Consider the following 15,966-nt stretch of genomic DNA (forward strand, 5'->3'; position numbering starts at 1 on the left):
ATTGCCTGCATGGGTGACGGCATCTGCAGCATTATAAACGGCCATGTCTGCAATGGAAATATAACAGGCGCCATTATCTTTCACCGGGATATCAAGAGACATATCCATTTTTGCAATTGTGTAAGGGCCCATAGAATACGATACAGTTTCGCCATTACTACCCTGAACCGTAAATTTAAAACTTACCGTTTTACCACGAGCCTCTTCCGGAATTTTATAATAATACCGTAAGGTTGCCGCGCAGGTATCTTTGGTAAATGTTTCAACGGTTTTCGTACCGGTGGTAACAGAAGAATCCCCAATCTGAATTCCGACATCCTGTCCGCTACCATTGGTATAATAGGATTTATTTTCGAGATAGGTTCCAGCTGCACCTGCAATGGATGCTTCAACCTGAGCAGAAACGATTTTACCTGCACTTTGAGGCAAAGCCATTGCATAAGCAAACTCAATATTCAATCCTACCACATTGGGCCCAAGCGATCTTTTAATACAATCATCTTTTAGTATGGTGTTGTCAGTTCCCTTTTGACAGCTGGTCATAAAAAGGAATAACACCAATAACAAGGGCATATAATATAAGCATTTACGTTGCATAATAATAAATTTTAAGGTAAGGTTTGAACTGTAATATAAACTGTATAGGTTTTTCTCACCTTACGGTTACCGGAGATAACCGTATATTTCTTCGGGTTTGCAAGGTCAGAAAAATCTGTTTTCCCCGTAATCTTAGGTTCTAATTTGGCATCAGTTACCAAAGAAAATTGCGGAAATAAGTTCTTCAGATCTGTACCATAAAATACCTGTACATTAATCGTACAAGCGGTGGTATCTATCACAGCGGCCTGGGTTCTTACAGTCTGGAAATCAGAACCCAGCAATTCAAAATTACTCACATAGCAATCTGACCTGCTGGTAATAAGCAACCCATCCTCATCTACCGGAAAATCATTGGAACATGAAACCCCAACAATTGTTACAACGAAAATTGCGAATAATATTTTGAAATATTTCTTCATTGCAATAATATTTAATGTTTTAATTATCAATAATTTATTTTTCATCTTAGGCCAACCTGCTATAACCAGGGAGTATTCTGTGTCAGGTTAGGATTACGGTCGCGTTCGCTGGGCGGAATCCTGAAAATATAGCATTGTTGATACGTTAATTCAGATGAATTCAGAAAATACTGATTTTGTTGTGCACCCTGGGTATCTATGCGCCATACTCCATTTCCGTAAGGGGGACACCATACTCTTTCTATTGCCCTCCATCTTCTAAGGTCAAAACTGCGTTGTCCTTCTCCTAAAAGTTCGACAATACGTTCCTGTTCAATTGCAGAGAAGAAAGCGTCTTTATCGGCAGTCTTTGCGGCGGCCAAGGGTGGAAGATTGCCCCGGTGGCGTATTTTATTCACCAGGTTAATTGCATCCTGCTGTGGCCCGGATATAGCATTGGTGGCTTCGGCATACATCAGGTAAACATCGGCCAACCTCATTACAGGCCAGTTATAATCCCCGTCGCTACGGCCCTGCCCTGCATAATTTCTAACAAACTTCCTGAAAACATAACCCGAATTACAGCCATCTGTATTGTAAGTGGTATATGTTACGCCACCAATATTAACCTTCACATTCCAGGATTTGTAAATGAACGGAACCCATCCTGTTGATTTCAAGGAGGCCATACCCAGACTCATCTCATAATCCCACATGATAGAAGATTTCATCCGGTAATCCCTATTGGCATAACTTGCAGGATTGATCGCAGAATTAAGTTTTGTCCTGGCACCCGAAACTTTAGGGTCAGTAGGTATCAGTTTGTCACAAAAATCACCGGTAATGGTGGATTGATATCTGTCGGCTATTTCATAACGGGGATGAACCCAACATTGAGAACCCTCGTGCGAACGTCCTGCAAAATCACGCATGAGTTCCTCTCCCTGATTTGTACCTGTTCCTCCATGTGTAAAAACCATGATCATTTCAGGATCTCCGTTGGCAACAGGGGTAAAAAGATAATAGTAATTTGGCAATACATCGGCTTGCCCCATTTGTCCCCAGTCTCCTGGTTCCCCGTTGCGGAAAAGTGTAAGTCCATAATCATTGATGACAGACTTAAAGTCGGCAGCAGCAGCAGTATAAGCAGAATCGGCAGCTGAAGCCCTGGGTGTAAAAGTAGTAAGTTCAGGCCATCCAAACTTATTCCAACAAGCCCAGTACAGCTGTAATTTTCCACGGAATGCCAATGCGGCAGGTTTTGCTGCACGCCCTACCTGACTTGCTTTTGCAGGTAATTTTTCAAATGCGTACGTAAAATCGGCCAGAATGGAATCTTTTATTTGTTCAATAGGCGTACGCTTTAAACTGGTTACTTCCGAGTTGCTATAGATAATTTTACTGAAGTATGGGACGTCTCCCCACATGGAAATCAGCCGGAAATAAACCATTCCACGAAGAAGGCGGGCTTCGCCAATCACCGTTTCCAGATTGGGAATAGAGGAGGCTTTAGCCGTAGAAAGCATTTTGTTGACATTTTCAATGACATAATTTGTACGGTTCACCCCACCATAGAGGTATCTATACATTTTATCAAAGCTGCTGGCATAACCCGAAGGATTATAATTTCCCCCGTTATAGGCATCGCCAAGACGCAAATTACCGCTTGTAGTACTTGTTCCCCTGACCCGCACGTATTCAGTCTGACCATCAAAATAATAATCGCGGTCGAAAAGGGGACGGACAGCAGCATAGGCACCCATCAGAGCCGTAGTTGCATCATCCTCGGTTTTCCAAAAAGAAGCTGTTCCCAAATCTACAGTAGGATCCTGATCCAGCAAATTTTTGGTGCATGAGGTAGAAAATATCAACCCGCTTATAAAAGTAATGACTGATAATATATAAACTTTCTTTTTCATAATCACAACTAGTTTAAATACCAATATTAATACCAAATGAATATGATTTACAAAGTGGATATGCGTCACTTGCATTTGAACTTTTTTCAGGATCCAGGCCCCTGTATTTTGTGAAAGTTGCAAGATTTTCAGCAGATCCGTAAATACGGACACTCTCCAAATGTAACCTTTGTACCCATTTCTGAGGGAGAGAATAACCCACCTGAATGTTTTTCAAGCGGAGGTAACTCATATCATCCAACCAGAAAGTAGATTGATAACGATTATTCCCACTTCCGCCAATACGCGGCCATGCGCCGTTGCGATTCTCTACAGACCATGGATTGTACCAATGACTCCAGGTAGCTGCATAACGTTGAGAATTAAAATTGGTATTGTTGTAATCATTCAGCCAAAAATCTTTTCGGCCTGCAGCACCCTGAAACAAAATTTCAAGATCAAATCCCCTCCAGGAAAAACTGGCATTCAAAGCATAGTTTGTTGTAGGCATGTCCCTTTGAAAGTTGGAATATGCCCTTTGGTCTTCACTGGTAATTCTGCCATCACCATTGATATCTTTAAGCAGAATATCTCCAGGTGAGGCTCCCTGAGGAGTAGCATTATAAACATCCTGCCAGGTCTGGGCAATCCCGCTAGCCTCATAAGCATAAACAAAATGGTAAGGCATATCCAGAAAAACGTATCCTTTGTCCAGGTATTCATTCCATTTCTCAAGGCGGGTGGTATTATAGGTGGCATTCAAATTAATGGTATAGTTTACTTCACCCACTTTATCTCTCCAGGTAAAGTTCCCTTCTATGCCGCGGTTACGTAAATTGCCTATATTCCTTCTGGGAGCACTGTAAGCACCGGTTAAAAGCAGCGACATATCTGAAGGACGGTTCATTCCGGTTGTTAAACGATCGTAATAGTCTATTTCGGCTGTCAACTGGTTATTTAAAAAGCCAAGATCCATGCCTATATTGAGTACAGAGGTGGTTTCCCACGAAAGGTCACTGTTGACCATTTTCGAATAGGCAAAGCCTTTTGTAATACCTCCTGCAATCATATAAGGGTTGTTGGTAAGGGTCTGCTGCTGTTCATACCGCCCCACTCCGCTGTTATTCCCTAATGAGCCATAAGACAATCTTAATTTCCCATTAGACAACCAGTTTTCGGTAAGAGGTTTGATGAAATTCTCTTCCGTAAAACGCCAACCTAAAGCGGCAGAAGGGAAAAATCCGAATTGGTGCGGGGAAAGGAATTTAGAAGAGCCATCACAGCGGAAATTAAGTTCTACCAGGTATTTATCAAATGCGGAATAATTTAAACGTCCCACATAGGAACGCAATCCTTCCGTACTGGAATTTCCACCCGTAGATTGAATGTCCGTCAAAGCAGCATCTATTTCATGAAGACTAGGATATAACCTGTCATTACGTGAACTCATCTGATAACGGTCATACCAGTACTCTTCGCTGTATACAAACATAGCGCTCAAGTCGTGGTGCTGGGCAATAATGGTATGATAATTCAATTTTCCACTCATCATTGTTTTGTAACCCGTATTGGTATAATTGGCAACACCCGCATTTGCCCCGACATACACCCTGGACCCGAATGAGCCGGTCTGGAAATTGTATGCAGTGTTTGGCATATCTGCAGTATAACGGAACTGGTTGTAATAATTAATTGCATAATCCAACCTTGCCGTCAGGCCTTTTACAGGGGTCCAGTCAAAATAAGCACTTGGATTCATCTCCTGGCGGTTTGTCCTTTGTTTGTTGTTCTGATAAACCGTATAAGGATTATAGGCCTGGATATCCTCGCCATAAGCCATTGCACCCCCATAATAACCGGTTACAGGATCATAGGGAGTGATACCGGAAATGGCATATTTTAGATCAAATCCTGCCGTATTGGTCGGATCATCGTCGGTATATCCGTCAGCCAGGGCATAAACCATTTTCGACCAGTTGCCATCAAATTTGGCTCCTACATTCATGCTGTTGCTGAGCTTATAGTCAAAATTAAAACGGCCATTGTAACGGTCAAAATCATTATTGATCTGTAAACCTTTTTCATTCATTGTCCCTACAGAAATAAAGAAATTTGACTTTTCATTGCCACCGGAAGCAGAGAAGTTGTAATTCTGGACTTTCCCATCACGCATGATGAGTTTCCACCAATCCGTACTGGGATATCTCAATGGATCAATCATTCCTAATGCCAGCCATTGGTCAACGGTACCATTCTTGAAAATAAAATTTGAAGGTAACGTATTGACTGCTGCCAACCTCTGTTCCAGGGTTAAGGCACGGGGATAATCGGCCATGAATTCGTAACTTTTAGTAGGCGATTCAATAGCATAATTGCCGGAAAAATTGATTTTGGTCTTCCCTTCTCCTTTTCCCGATTTGGTAGTAATCAGGATGACTCCGTTGGCTGCCCGTGAACCATATACAGCAGATGAAGCAGCATCCTTCAAAACAGAAATGTTTTCCACATCATTCAGGTTCAGGCGGTTAATATCCACATCAGGCATGCCGTCGACTACGACCAGTGGACTGGAATTATTGACAGTACCTAGACCCCGGATTAACAGCGTCACATCATTTTTACCAGCCATCCCGGAATTTTGGTTGACTGCAAGACCGGGTAATAAACCCTGCAAGCCTGTGGATACATTCGTCAATGCACGGCCTGAAAGTTTTTCATCAACTTTTACCGCAGCTATAGCACCGGTAAGATTTACTTTTTTCTGAGCTCCATAACCGACAACCACAACTTCATCGAGTGATTTAACATTGGACTCTAATTTCACTGCAAGGAAATCGGTATTGCTAACAGTTACTTTTTTTGTTGTATAACCCACATACGAGAATACAAGAGTCTCGCCAAGTTTGGGCAGGGATAGGGTAAATTTCCCATCCACATCGGTGGTTACACCAATAGAAGTGCCTTCCACAACTACATTGACTCCAGGCAAAGTTTCACCTGTAGAGGCATCGGTAACTGTACCCGATACTTTGGGATTCTGAATCTCCCTGGTGGGATAAACCACTACAAAGTTATTCTCGATAAATTTATAGGTTAACTGTGATTTGCTCAGTAATTTAGACAACATTTTACTCAATTGTCCATTATTGACATTTTCTGTAACAATGTCATTTAACTGCTTACAATCAGCATTATAAAAAAAACGAACCTGACTTTTTTCTTCAATCAATTTAAGGACATCGCGAACGCTTTGCCCTTTAATATTCTGATTAAGAGTTACATTTTGAGATAATACTGAAGCTGTTAATTGAAAAGTAAGGACAACTGAAAGGAATAAGGATAGTTTCATAATTAGTAGTATCCGTTTTAAAGCATTTTCAGTATGAGTATAAATTTCCCATTTACATTTATTTTTCATAAATTTGAAAGTTTAAATTCTGTACAAGGATTATAACAATCTGTTTGAGAGAAGAAAGAGCTGGTACCTTTTTCTTCTCTCCTCTTTTTGGGGATTTGGTTAGGATGTATTCATAATTTTTTTTTAGTTAGTTTGGTTATTATTTTTCATTCCTGAAAGTTTTTATTTAAGGATAAAATGATTTTATTTTTTTCAATATTATATTTTACGGGTGCCGATAATTCTATTGCACTCATTATTTCTTCGATGGTCTCATTTTGAATTTTTCCTGTGAAATGGAAACTTTTTATTTCTTCCGATTCAAATTCTATGATCATATTATATCGGCGTTCCAGTATAGGGGCAAGATTTCCCAAGGTTTCTTCATCAATAGTCCAGGTATCATCTTTCCATGAAGTTTCCAATTCAGTATGAATGGAAGTTACTATTTCCAATTTTTCAGTTTCCGCTGCTTTATTTACCTTTAAACCTGAAGGGGCTTTTACAGCAATTTGTTTTCCGGTTTCCGGACTGTAAAATATAGCCATTTCCCTGGGTTTTAAAATTATAGCCTTAGAATGGACAACGCCTTTGATTAAAGACAATTCTATTTTCCCTTCTTCAAGAGTTGTGGTAATAATTTTTTCTTCAGGATAAGCTTTTACATTAAATTTTGTTCCTAAGGCTTTCACTACAAGATTGGAGGTCTTAACCAAAAAAGGAACTTTCTTATTAGACTTAACACTAAAGTACGCTTCACCGGATAACAAAACTTCCCTGGTTGATTTCCCATAATCCTTAGTGTAGGTTAATTTGCTGCCTGCATTGAGCCAGACTTTCGTCCCATCGGGCAAATCGACCAGACTTTTTGATCCAAGAGGAACAGTAATGGTTGTCTTTGCTTGTTGATAATTCATAACGGATATATGCCTGATTAATAAGGCACTAAATGCACCTCCCAGTATAAACACCAAAAACCATGAAGCTGCTACTTTGGATGTAGTCCAAAAACGACTAACTTTTTTATCCTTTTTAAGCTCAAGGACATTCTTAATCCGAGACCATGAAGCTAATTCCCTCTCCTCCGAAACGGACGTAGCTTTTCCCCCAAGATACCAGGCTTTTTTAAAGGCATTAAATTGAATCCGATGCTCTTGCGATTCTTTAAGCCAGGAATTCAATCTGTTCAGGCGCTCAGTTTCAATTGTCCCTTCTAAAAATTCGACAATTGCATATTTTATTTCATCTGTTATAAATAATGGATCTTTCATGGTATGGTCTCTACTTAATATGACAGGATTTTTAAAAAAGGGTTTACAAAAGGGTTCACAAAAAAAATAATTATTAATAATTATTTTTTTCAAAGCAGGTCTTAATAATTTCTAAAGCCCTGAATATTTGAACCTTAACGGTATTTTGGGAAAGATTAAGTTTCTCTGCAATTTCTTTATAGGTCAGGTTCTCCAAACGGCTCATGAGGAATATTTCTTTACACTTTTGAGGCAGGGAATCAACTACTTCCCGGATTTGTTGCCTGAACCCTAATGACTCAAACATTTGTATATCAGTATCCTCTACAATGTACAAATCATGAATCTGTTTCCATTGTTTCTCATCCACTGTTGTATTGGTCTGAAATTTACGGGTCCTATATTGGGCTATTTTATTAATTGACAGATTATGAACCGATTGATACAAATAAGCTTTTATTGAAACTTCAAGAACAAGGTTGCTTCTGTTCAGCCAAAGGTGAATAAAAGCATCTTGTGTTACTTCTTCAGAATCAGATAAATTATTTAATATCTTTTGAGCAAAGTAACATAAACCCGGATATAATTCATGGAAGAGGGATTCAAAAGCTTTCAGGTCTCCTGCTTGGACTTTGGTCCATAATGCATTTATGTCTTTTTTATCCATATTAAATTTAAAAATATATCAAGGTTGATATATGATATGGTTGTTCAAATTTAGCCTTTCTCTGGTAATATACTAAAAAATTTTAAAAAGAAAATTTAACTTATAATAGTTACAACAGTGATAATCACCTCTCTTAAAACTAATAAAAGTAAAAAATCAGGATTAAAGGTGTAATAGATATACAAATTAAAATTTTTGACCGCACAACAATCAACCCTGTTTCTGTATATCCTCAATGGTCTGGTTCAGTCAAGGTAGTACATGGATTTTTCTCCTTGTAACTCTGTGTCTTCTCTGTGTATCTCTGTGTTAAAGCATTTAATTATTACACAGAGAACCACAGAGTTTTTCACAGAGAGCCACTGAGAAATTAAAAATATTCCAATAGACAAGCAATATGGTTTTGTTTCCCTGAACGGAATAAAATATAAAACCCATGATTTATTGCCCAATAAACCCTGCAAAACTTAAAAATAGGCTGAAACAGGCCGGTGGTTCATTAAAAAGTTACAGGACTTTTAATTTTTAACATGAATTTATTAAACAACATCTAACCACCTCGAACTATTTCGAAACATTTCAAACTATCTCAAATTATCTCAAACCTCCGTAAATATGCCTTAGTGGCTTTTATGGAATATGATTTCAGAAAATATCAAATTACGCCAATAACGCCTCAATTTCAGCTTGTTAATAAAGCCTTTAGATTTTCATTATTTACAAGTCTTTGAAATAATGGACGTTTATCACTTTTATAGGCAACAAGGTTTTCTTCAAATGTCTTATTTGCTTCATTTAGATAAATCAGCCCCAAAGGATATTTTTCTGTTTCAAATGCAAGATTCATGGCTTTTTCCTTATTATGAGGATCGTAAGTTTCGTCCAGATAATAAGTATGATCCTTAAACCATTGGTAAGTATTGATCTTATTATAGGAGACGCCTTATTTTCCAAAGGAAGATTAATCATTTGTTACATGCTTTTGTCCAGACTGTTGCTTAGATAATCCAGCTGGCTGATGATGAGCGTATCACTGGTTATCCTTTCCTTGAAGCGGGAAACCGCATCTGCCCCTAAAGGAATAAATAGGTCTATCCGGTCAACAAATGACTGAACAGGGTCAGCAGTTATCCTGATTTCCATAGAATTATTGCCGCCCCTGATTCTTGACATGAATTCACTGTAAGCGAAAACATGATAGCCCGACGATTTCATAATCATTAGCAACAGGTCTTCCAGTGTCTGAATCCCCTGTCCGGCTTCACCCGATATCACGACCGATATTTCATTCTTTTCATTTAATGACCACATATTTCTTTTAGAATAAATTAGTAATTCTCGATAGAAAGGCTTAAAAAACTAGAAGAATTCTTTAAAATATGCTTAATGAAAGGATGAATCTAAAACATATTCCGTTCTGATCATTTTAAAAGGGCACAACTTCATTTAAAAACAAACCAGTTATATACAAAATTATGATTTTTTACTCTATATAATGTTATCCTATAAATGAATTTTTTACTGTATTGATTCTGCAGAATAAAATGATCAAAAAATACCTCATCGTGAAAAATCGGGCAGGGATATGTATAACCTCAGATATACCAGGGACTGTAAGAATTGGAAGGGAAAAGATGAAGATCACATATCGGTGAGAGATTTAATGTAATTGGAAGGAGGTCGATTTGACCTCTGCTTTTATTATAATCATTTGTCTTTAAATGTTTTAAAATGAAAACCAATATTACATGTCTAATAAATGATTTTTATCTTTTTGTCAAAATATCTATTAAATAATCTGATTTATAATTAATAAACCATAATTTAGTATTTGATAGACCTTTAGGGATGCATTTCAAATAGAGTACAATAAAAAATAAGAGGAATGTTGCTATTACGGAATTGTTAGCAACAAGTGTAAAAAAATCGTGCAGTTCAATAGATACATGCGAAATCGACAGATTGATAAATATTTATAAGTAGAATTTAGCTCTTTGATAGGTTGATGCAAATTGGATGTATTTATTTTGTTTTTCACCACGCTCAAAAAAAGGAAACCCAACCCACATTGCAGCACATTTGCAAACCCGCATGAACCGATGCTCAAGCCAAAGGTATGCAAAAGAGCTGCAATTTTGCCTACGCACTCGTGTAAATTAGTTACTTTTAGTGTTGTAAATTAAAATATTAAGTGAAAAATAAATAATTCGAACAGACTTATTAATGAACGTTGAATTTTACATAGAGAATAGTTACAAACTATCTGAGCTGATTACAAAGAAATACAGCACTTCTTTTTCTTTAGCAACATCATTGCTGGAAACGGAAAAACGTAAGGCTATATATGCTATTTATGGATTTGTTCGATTGGTAGATGAAATTGTAGACAGCTTTCACAGTTACGACAAGCCTTTTTTGTTAAGCAATTTAAACGAACAGTTACAGTATGCTTTAGAAAATGGAATTAGTACAAATACTGTATTGGCTGCATTTGCCGATACAGTAAGAAAATACAATATCTCCCAAAAACACATCCACGCTTTCATGGAAAGCATGAAATACGACCTTACAAAAACCGAATATACTAGCACCGAGGAATTGAATACATATATTTATGGTTCTGCAGACGTGGTTGGCTTAATGTGCCTAAAAGTCTTTTGTAATGGAAACCAAGTACTCTACGACCAATTAAAAATATCGGCTCAAAAACTTGGTTCTGCGTTTCAGAAAGTTAATTTTCTCCGCGACTTAAAATATGACAATAGAGAGCTGGGGCGAACTTATTTCCCTGAAATAACAAACAAACAATTTGACAAGACAAGTAAACGCCACATTGAACAATCTATTGAGAAGGATTTTAGCGAAGCCTGGATAGGTGTTAAACAACTTCCAGGCAGAGCTAAATTAGCTGTTGGGCTGGCTTATTTTTACTACAAAACATTATTCGATAAAATAAAGAAAACAAAGCCTGAAAAAATACTCTCAGAGCGGGTGCGGATAAATAACCTGAGAAAATACTTCATTTTGGTAAAGGTTGGTGTGATGTACAAAACAAAACTTATTTGAAATGATGGGAAATGTCATACTTGTCGATGAATACGACACTCCTCTTGGCGAAATAGCAAAACTCGAAGCCCATCAAAAAGCATTGTTACACAGGGCTGTATCGGTATTTGTTTTCAATAACCATAATAAAATATTGCTTCAAAAAAGAGCAGCTGGCAAATACCATTCGCCCGACTTGTGGACTAATACTGCCTGCACGCATCCTTTTCCTAACGAGTCAAATGAGGCTGCTGTAATTCGGCGTTTAAAAGAAGAGATGGGAATAACAATTAACTATGTTACCAAAATCTTTCATTTTATCTACAAAGAGCAACTTGAAAATGGTTTGACCGAATATGAATTTGACCATGTTTTTGTCGGGTTTTCAGATGAGTTGCCTATTCCAGACTCAGATGAAGTTTCGGATTTCGATTATGTTGATATCAAGGAGGTGTTGGAACAAGTAAAAATGTTACCGCAAAATTATACGGTTTGGTTCAAAAAAATTATTGAACGAGTGGCAAATGAAGTTAGTATGGATAATAATATTAAAAAATATGAAACACCCATGATAGTGCAAAAGCACAAACAAGCATGAAAATTGAGTTACCTTGTATTTGGTATTTATCCAAACACAAAGTATAATGGAAAAGAATAAAGTTGAATTTGAGCAGGTGATTGAGAAAGGTTGGGGACTCGATGTTCACCGGGACTTGGCTATAAAGTTTCAAATCTGTTATGGGTTGAGCATGATAAATAAATATAATAAAATTATTTTCGTAAAACTCAGTTAGTATGATTCCAATCAACCTGTCTTTGCTTGTGCTTGCGTATTTTTTTATGGAGTTTGTGGCTTGGTCGAACCACAAGTATATAATGCACGGATTTTTGTGGAAATGGCATAAAGATCATCACCTCAAGGATTGGCAAGTAAGTCTGCCAGAAAAAACCGAAGAGTGGAAGTTTGAAAAAAACGACCGTTTCTTTATTGTCTATGCATTACCGGCAATGGTTTTGATGGTGTTAGGGTTTATGTATACTTATGACTATCTGGTTTTCATTAGCATAGGAATAAGTTTATATGGTATTACCTATTTTGTAGTACACGATATCATAATACATAAGCGACTGAACGTGCCTTTCTTGTTTAAAAACCATAATTTTTATACAAGAGCTATCGTACGTGCACATACAGCGCATCACTGGCCTCAAAATAAAACCGATTTTCATAACTATGGTTTGTTGGTTTTTCCTATCCGATTTTTTAAACCATAAACTATGTGGCTCTATTCGCTTATATTGCTTTGCTCGATTATAGTTCCTTTGGCCTTGAGTTTCGAAAAAAAACTTCAATTTCACAAACAATGGAAATATCTTTTTCCTGCCATCATATTGGTATCCTGTATTTTTATCAGTTTTGATGTTTACTTTACAAAAATTGGGGTTTGGGGCTTTAATCCAGCCTATCATCTTAATATTGTGTACCTTGGTTTACCAATTGAAGAATGGTTGTTTTTTATAATTATCCCATATGCTAGTATCTTTCTGCACGACTCGATTGTCTTGCATTTTCCAAAAATTAGCTTACCCAATAGAGTTGCGTTTTTTTTGGGATTAACTATTACAATATCATTGGCTGTTTTAGCTGTTTTATACCACAAAAAAGCCTATACTGTATATATATTTATTACAGGATTTGTAGCTGTTGTTTTTTCTTTTTTTGACAAGTCAAAGCTCATTAACCATTACTATATCACATTTCTTATCATTTTGGTCCCTTTTATTGTTGCAAATGCAATACTTACCGGTTCCTTTATTGAAAATGAAGTGGTGTGGTACAACAAAAATGAAAATCTTGGTATTAGGGTATTTACCATTCCAATTGAAGATTTTATTTATGGTTTTAGCCTTATTTTGCTGGTTTTGCTACTTAGGGAGAAAATAAAAAAACACCTATTATTCAATGATAAATAACAAATTCAGAATAAAAAAATTTAGACCTGTATCACTTTTTTTTGTGATATTTTATTTGGTTGGTACCATTGGGTTAATTGTACCATTTAGTTTCCCTTTGTTTGTTAACCTTACATTTTTAGCCCTGATATTAAGCAATATAGGGCTGTTTGTTTTTCATTATTCACATAGACTAAAACACGACATTTCAATTTTTGCTGTCATCTTTTTGCTCGGCTTTATTATCGAGTCAATTGGTGTAAATACCGGTTATATTTTTGGTAATTACCTGTATGGAGATGCATTAGGGTTAAAGCTTTTTAACACACCATTGTTAATCGGTCTAAACTGGTTATTTTTGACATATACAGGGGTTTCCATTTCTGAAAAAATATCAGGTAAAACTCCCTTACAAATACTTATTGTCCCAACCATAATGCTTGTTTATGACCTGTTATTGGAACAAGTCGCCCCAAAAATGGATATGTGGAGCTGGTCAAATGCACAAATTCCTGTTAAAAATTATGTGTCGTGGTGGCTGATTGGATTTGTTTTTGCATGCATTTTTAAGCTGTTTAATATTAACACCCGAAACCCTATGGCTTTAATATTATTTCTTTGTCAGTTTTTATTTTTCGCGGTATTATTTATAGTTTTTTACATATTTAAATGATTAAAGCAAAGCATCATTGTGTAATCTATCCATTATTCAAATGGCTTAGCTGTTTTATGATGAAACGGAATTTTTGCTCTATTCATATCGAAGGGGAGTTTAACGATAATGGACATTCAGTGCTTGTGGTTGCAAACCACATAAGCTGGTGGGATGGCTTTTGGGTGGAATTTTTGAACCACCAAAGAATACACCGCAAATTCCATTTTATGATGCTGGAAGAGCAATTAAAGAGACATTGGTATTTTCAATATACCGGAGGATACTCGGTGAAGAAAAATTCCAGAGACATATTTGCAAGCATCGACTACACAGTGGAATTGCTAAGCAAGGACGAAAATTTGGTATTAATGTTCCCTCAGGGTAAAATCCATTCGTCGTACAACAGTTCTGTAAGGTTTCAAAAAGGTATTAAGCAAATTATTAATAAATGTACCGATGAGACACAGGTGCTTTTTGTGGTAAATATTACCGATTATTTTTCAGATGCAAAACCACATCTTTTTGTTTACATAGCAAACTTTCTTGCTGGTTCTTTGCGCGAAAGTAATATAGAAAATGAATACAATCAGTTTCTTTCACAGGTGTTGAACCAACATAAAACCAAAACTTCATAATGCAATATCTGGTTTACATATCTTTTGGCTTCTTGGGTTTTCAGTTACTCAATGTGCTTATTAATTTTATTTTCCGTCAGGCCATTGAAAAAACTGAAATTCAAAACAGTGAGTTAATATCCGTGCTCATTCCTGCACGCAACGAGGAAAACTCTATTGGATTTTTGCTCGAAGCCATGTATGAAAAAAAAAACGACAATATTGAGGTAATTATTTGTAACGACTATTCTACCGATAACACCGAGGAAATAATCCGTAAATATGCCAAAATAGACAGTCGTATAAGAATAATTCAATCAGACTTTCTACCAAACGGCTGGCTTGGTAAAAACCATGCTTGTTATCAATTGGCAAAGCAAGCAAAGGGCAGGTATTTTTTGTTTGTAGATGCAGATGTAGTGCTTTCGGGCAATATTGTTGCCGATGCAATTGCTTATGCTAAAAGGTACAAACTGGGCTTACTTTCTGTATTTCCAAAACAAATACAACTAACTGCAGGAGAAAAACAGACAGTGCCGCTTATGAATTATATTCTTATAACACTTTTGCCCCTGATTTTTGTAAGGGTATCTCCCTTTAAGTCGCACGCGGCAGCAAACGGTCAGTTTATGCTATTCGAGGCCGAAATATATAAAAAGTGGCAACCGCACGAACAGTTTAAAAATTCGTCAGTCGAAGATATTGCCATTTCAAGGTTTTATAAAAGCAGAAAGATTAAAACGGCTTGCACTACCGGCGAAAAGCGGATACAATGCCGTATGTATCATTCGTATAACGACGCATTAAATGGTTTTTCAAAAAATATTTTTATGTTTTTTGGCAATGTACCGATTTTAGCTTTCGTGTTTTGGATATTTAGCACTTTAAGCATTGTTCCTATAATCATTTACAATTTTCACATAGCATTTGCATATCTGCTGGCAGTTGTGTTTATACAGATTGTTTATGCTATTAACTGTCAACAAAGCGTGATAACCACAGTTTTGTATTTTCCTGCAAACATGTTCTTTATGTTACAGGTTATGATTAAAGCATTAATGGTAAAAAAACAGAAAAATTATACATGGAAGGGAAGAAATATATATTGATAGTATCACTTACTTTATTGAGCTGTTTTGTGTTTGGGCAAAGTAATGAATCAATTTACAATGCTTATGCGTCCGGAAATATGATCAGGTGGAAGGCTGCGATGGATTCCGTTGATGCTTTGAAGCAAAAAAATGATAAAGTGTTTTTGGATTTGATAAATTACCAATATGGCTACATTGCATGGTGTATTGGCAGTAATAAAACAAATGAAGCAAAAAAATACCTGAAAAAAGCAACTGGCAATTTAGAAAAATTGGAACTAAAAAATTACAATGAATCAATGCTTTATGCCTATAAAGCAGCGTTTGTTGGGTTCGAGATTGGCCTGGCAAAATATAAAGCTCCGTTTATTGGAATGAATAGTTTGGAATATGCCAAA

At 36.7% G+C, this 15,966-nt stretch carries 16 protein-coding genes and 1 pseudogene; 9 read left to right on the forward strand and 8 right to left on the reverse strand.

The annotated features are described in order from the left end of the window. The 8 genes and pseudogenes from Q8907_04240 to Q8907_04275 form a co-directional block, all read right to left on the reverse strand. A partial coding sequence (locus Q8907_04240) for a DUF4466 family protein (protein ID MDP4273469.1) occupies nucleotides 1–543 on the reverse strand: 543 nt, incomplete at its 3' end. A gap of 65 nt (nucleotides 544–608) precedes the next feature. Next, entirely contained in the window at nucleotides 609–1,019 is a 411-nt protein-coding gene (locus Q8907_04245) for a hypothetical protein (protein MDP4273470.1), read from the reverse strand. 59 nt (nucleotides 1,020–1,078) lie between these two features. After that, nucleotides 1,079–2,917, reverse strand: a complete 1,839-nt coding sequence (locus Q8907_04250; protein MDP4273471.1) for a RagB/SusD family nutrient uptake outer membrane protein — start codon at nucleotides 2,915–2,917, stop codon at nucleotides 1,079–1,081. A 13-nt stretch (nucleotides 2,918–2,930) separates the two neighbouring features. Then, nucleotides 2,931–6,314, reverse strand: a complete 3,384-nt coding sequence (locus Q8907_04255; protein MDP4273472.1) for a TonB-dependent receptor — start codon at nucleotides 6,312–6,314, stop codon at nucleotides 2,931–2,933. Between the two features lie 146 nt (nucleotides 6,315–6,460). Next, nucleotides 6,461–7,564, reverse strand: a complete 1,104-nt coding sequence (locus tag Q8907_04260) for a DUF4974 domain-containing protein (GenBank protein MDP4273473.1) — start codon at nucleotides 7,562–7,564, stop codon at nucleotides 6,461–6,463. A gap of 73 nt (nucleotides 7,565–7,637) precedes the next feature. Then, complete coding sequence (locus tag Q8907_04265) at nucleotides 7,638–8,210, reverse strand: RNA polymerase sigma-70 factor (GenBank protein ID MDP4273474.1); 573 nt, start codon at nucleotides 8,208–8,210, stop codon at nucleotides 7,638–7,640. Nucleotides 8,211–8,892: 682 nt separating this feature from the next. Further along, nucleotides 8,893–9,138: pseudogene (locus tag Q8907_04270) on the reverse strand (2-oxoacid ferredoxin oxidoreductase). A gap of 44 nt (nucleotides 9,139–9,182) precedes the next feature. Further along, complete coding sequence (locus Q8907_04275; protein ID MDP4273475.1) at nucleotides 9,183–9,521, reverse strand: 2-oxoacid:acceptor oxidoreductase family protein; 339 nt, start codon at nucleotides 9,519–9,521, stop codon at nucleotides 9,183–9,185. Nucleotides 9,522–10,433: 912 nt separating this feature from the next. Here Q8907_04275 and Q8907_04280 point away from each other — a divergent pair. From Q8907_04280 to Q8907_04320, 9 genes are all read left to right on the forward strand, one after another. Continuing rightward, nucleotides 10,434–11,276 (forward strand): phytoene/squalene synthase family protein, encoded by an 843-nt coding sequence (locus Q8907_04280; protein MDP4273476.1) that lies wholly within the window; start codon nucleotides 10,434–10,436, stop codon nucleotides 11,274–11,276. Between the two features lies 1 nt (nucleotide 11,277). Then, complete coding sequence (idi, locus tag Q8907_04285; GenBank protein MDP4273477.1) at nucleotides 11,278–11,853, forward strand: isopentenyl-diphosphate Delta-isomerase; 576 nt, start codon at nucleotides 11,278–11,280, stop codon at nucleotides 11,851–11,853. A gap of 46 nt (nucleotides 11,854–11,899) precedes the next feature. Continuing rightward, nucleotides 11,900–12,049 carry a hypothetical protein gene (locus tag Q8907_04290; GenBank protein MDP4273478.1) on the forward strand — a complete coding sequence of 50 codons (150 nt, stop codon included), beginning with the start codon at nucleotides 11,900–11,902 and terminating at the stop codon, nucleotides 12,047–12,049. Between the two features lies 1 nt (nucleotide 12,050). Then, nucleotides 12,051–12,530, forward strand: coding sequence for a hypothetical protein (locus Q8907_04295; protein ID MDP4273479.1), 480 nt, complete (start codon nucleotides 12,051–12,053; stop codon nucleotides 12,528–12,530). 3 nt (nucleotides 12,531–12,533) lie between these two features. After that, a complete protein-coding gene (locus Q8907_04300; protein ID MDP4273480.1) occupies nucleotides 12,534–13,229 on the forward strand; it encodes a lycopene cyclase domain-containing protein in 696 nt (231 codons plus the stop codon). Then, entirely contained in the window at nucleotides 13,219–13,881 is a 663-nt protein-coding gene (locus tag Q8907_04305) for a carotenoid biosynthesis protein (protein ID MDP4273481.1), read from the forward strand. The genes Q8907_04300 and Q8907_04305 overlap by 11 nt, the downstream gene beginning before the upstream one ends. A gap of 56 nt (nucleotides 13,882–13,937) precedes the next feature. Next, entirely contained in the window at nucleotides 13,938–14,498 is a 561-nt protein-coding gene (locus Q8907_04310) for a lysophospholipid acyltransferase family protein (GenBank protein ID MDP4273482.1), read from the forward strand. After that, entirely contained in the window at nucleotides 14,498–15,586 is a 1,089-nt protein-coding gene (locus Q8907_04315; protein MDP4273483.1) for a glycosyltransferase family 2 protein, read from the forward strand. Before Q8907_04310 ends, Q8907_04315 begins: the two co-directional genes overlap by 1 nt. After that, nucleotides 15,562–15,966: hypothetical protein (locus tag Q8907_04320; GenBank protein MDP4273484.1), on the forward strand; the 405-nt coding region annotated here is incomplete at its 3' end. The genes Q8907_04315 and Q8907_04320, both read left to right, overlap by 25 nt.

The sequence above is a fragment of the Bacteroidota bacterium genome, assembly GCA_030706565.1.
Lineage (GTDB): Bacteria > Bacteroidota > Bacteroidia > Bacteroidales > JAUZOH01 > JAUZOH01.

Coding starts and splice junctions, on each gene's coding strand:
- Q8907_04245 (MDP4273470.1), bottom strand. CDS start 1,019: ATGAAGAAATATTTCAAAATATTATTCGCAATTTTCGTTGTAACAATT.
- Q8907_04250 (MDP4273471.1), bottom strand. CDS start 2,917: ATGAAAAAGAAAGTTTATATATTATCAGTCATTACTTTTATAAGCGGG.
- Q8907_04255 (MDP4273472.1), bottom strand. CDS start 6,314: ATGAAAAATAAATGTAAATGGGAAATTTATACTCATACTGAAAATGCT.
- Q8907_04260 (MDP4273473.1), bottom strand. CDS start 7,564: ATGAAAGATCCATTATTTATAACAGATGAAATAAAATATGCAATTGTC.
- Q8907_04265 (MDP4273474.1), bottom strand. CDS start 8,210: ATGGATAAAAAAGACATAAATGCATTATGGACCAAAGTCCAAGCAGGA.
- Q8907_04275 (MDP4273475.1), bottom strand. CDS start 9,521: ATGTGGTCATTAAATGAAAAGAATGAAATATCGGTCGTGATATCGGGT.
- Q8907_04280 (MDP4273476.1), top strand. CDS start 10,434: ATGAACGTTGAATTTTACATAGAGAATAGTTACAAACTATCTGAGCTG.
- idi (MDP4273477.1), top strand. CDS start 11,278: ATGATGGGAAATGTCATACTTGTCGATGAATACGACACTCCTCTTGGC.
- Q8907_04290 (MDP4273478.1), top strand. CDS start 11,900: ATGGAAAAGAATAAAGTTGAATTTGAGCAGGTGATTGAGAAAGGTTGG.
- Q8907_04295 (MDP4273479.1), top strand. CDS start 12,051: ATGATTCCAATCAACCTGTCTTTGCTTGTGCTTGCGTATTTTTTTATG.
- Q8907_04300 (MDP4273480.1), top strand. CDS start 12,534: ATGTGGCTCTATTCGCTTATATTGCTTTGCTCGATTATAGTTCCTTTG.
- Q8907_04305 (MDP4273481.1), top strand. CDS start 13,219: ATGATAAATAACAAATTCAGAATAAAAAAATTTAGACCTGTATCACTT.
- Q8907_04310 (MDP4273482.1), top strand. CDS start 13,938: ATGATGAAACGGAATTTTTGCTCTATTCATATCGAAGGGGAGTTTAAC.
- Q8907_04315 (MDP4273483.1), top strand. CDS start 14,498: ATGCAATATCTGGTTTACATATCTTTTGGCTTCTTGGGTTTTCAGTTA.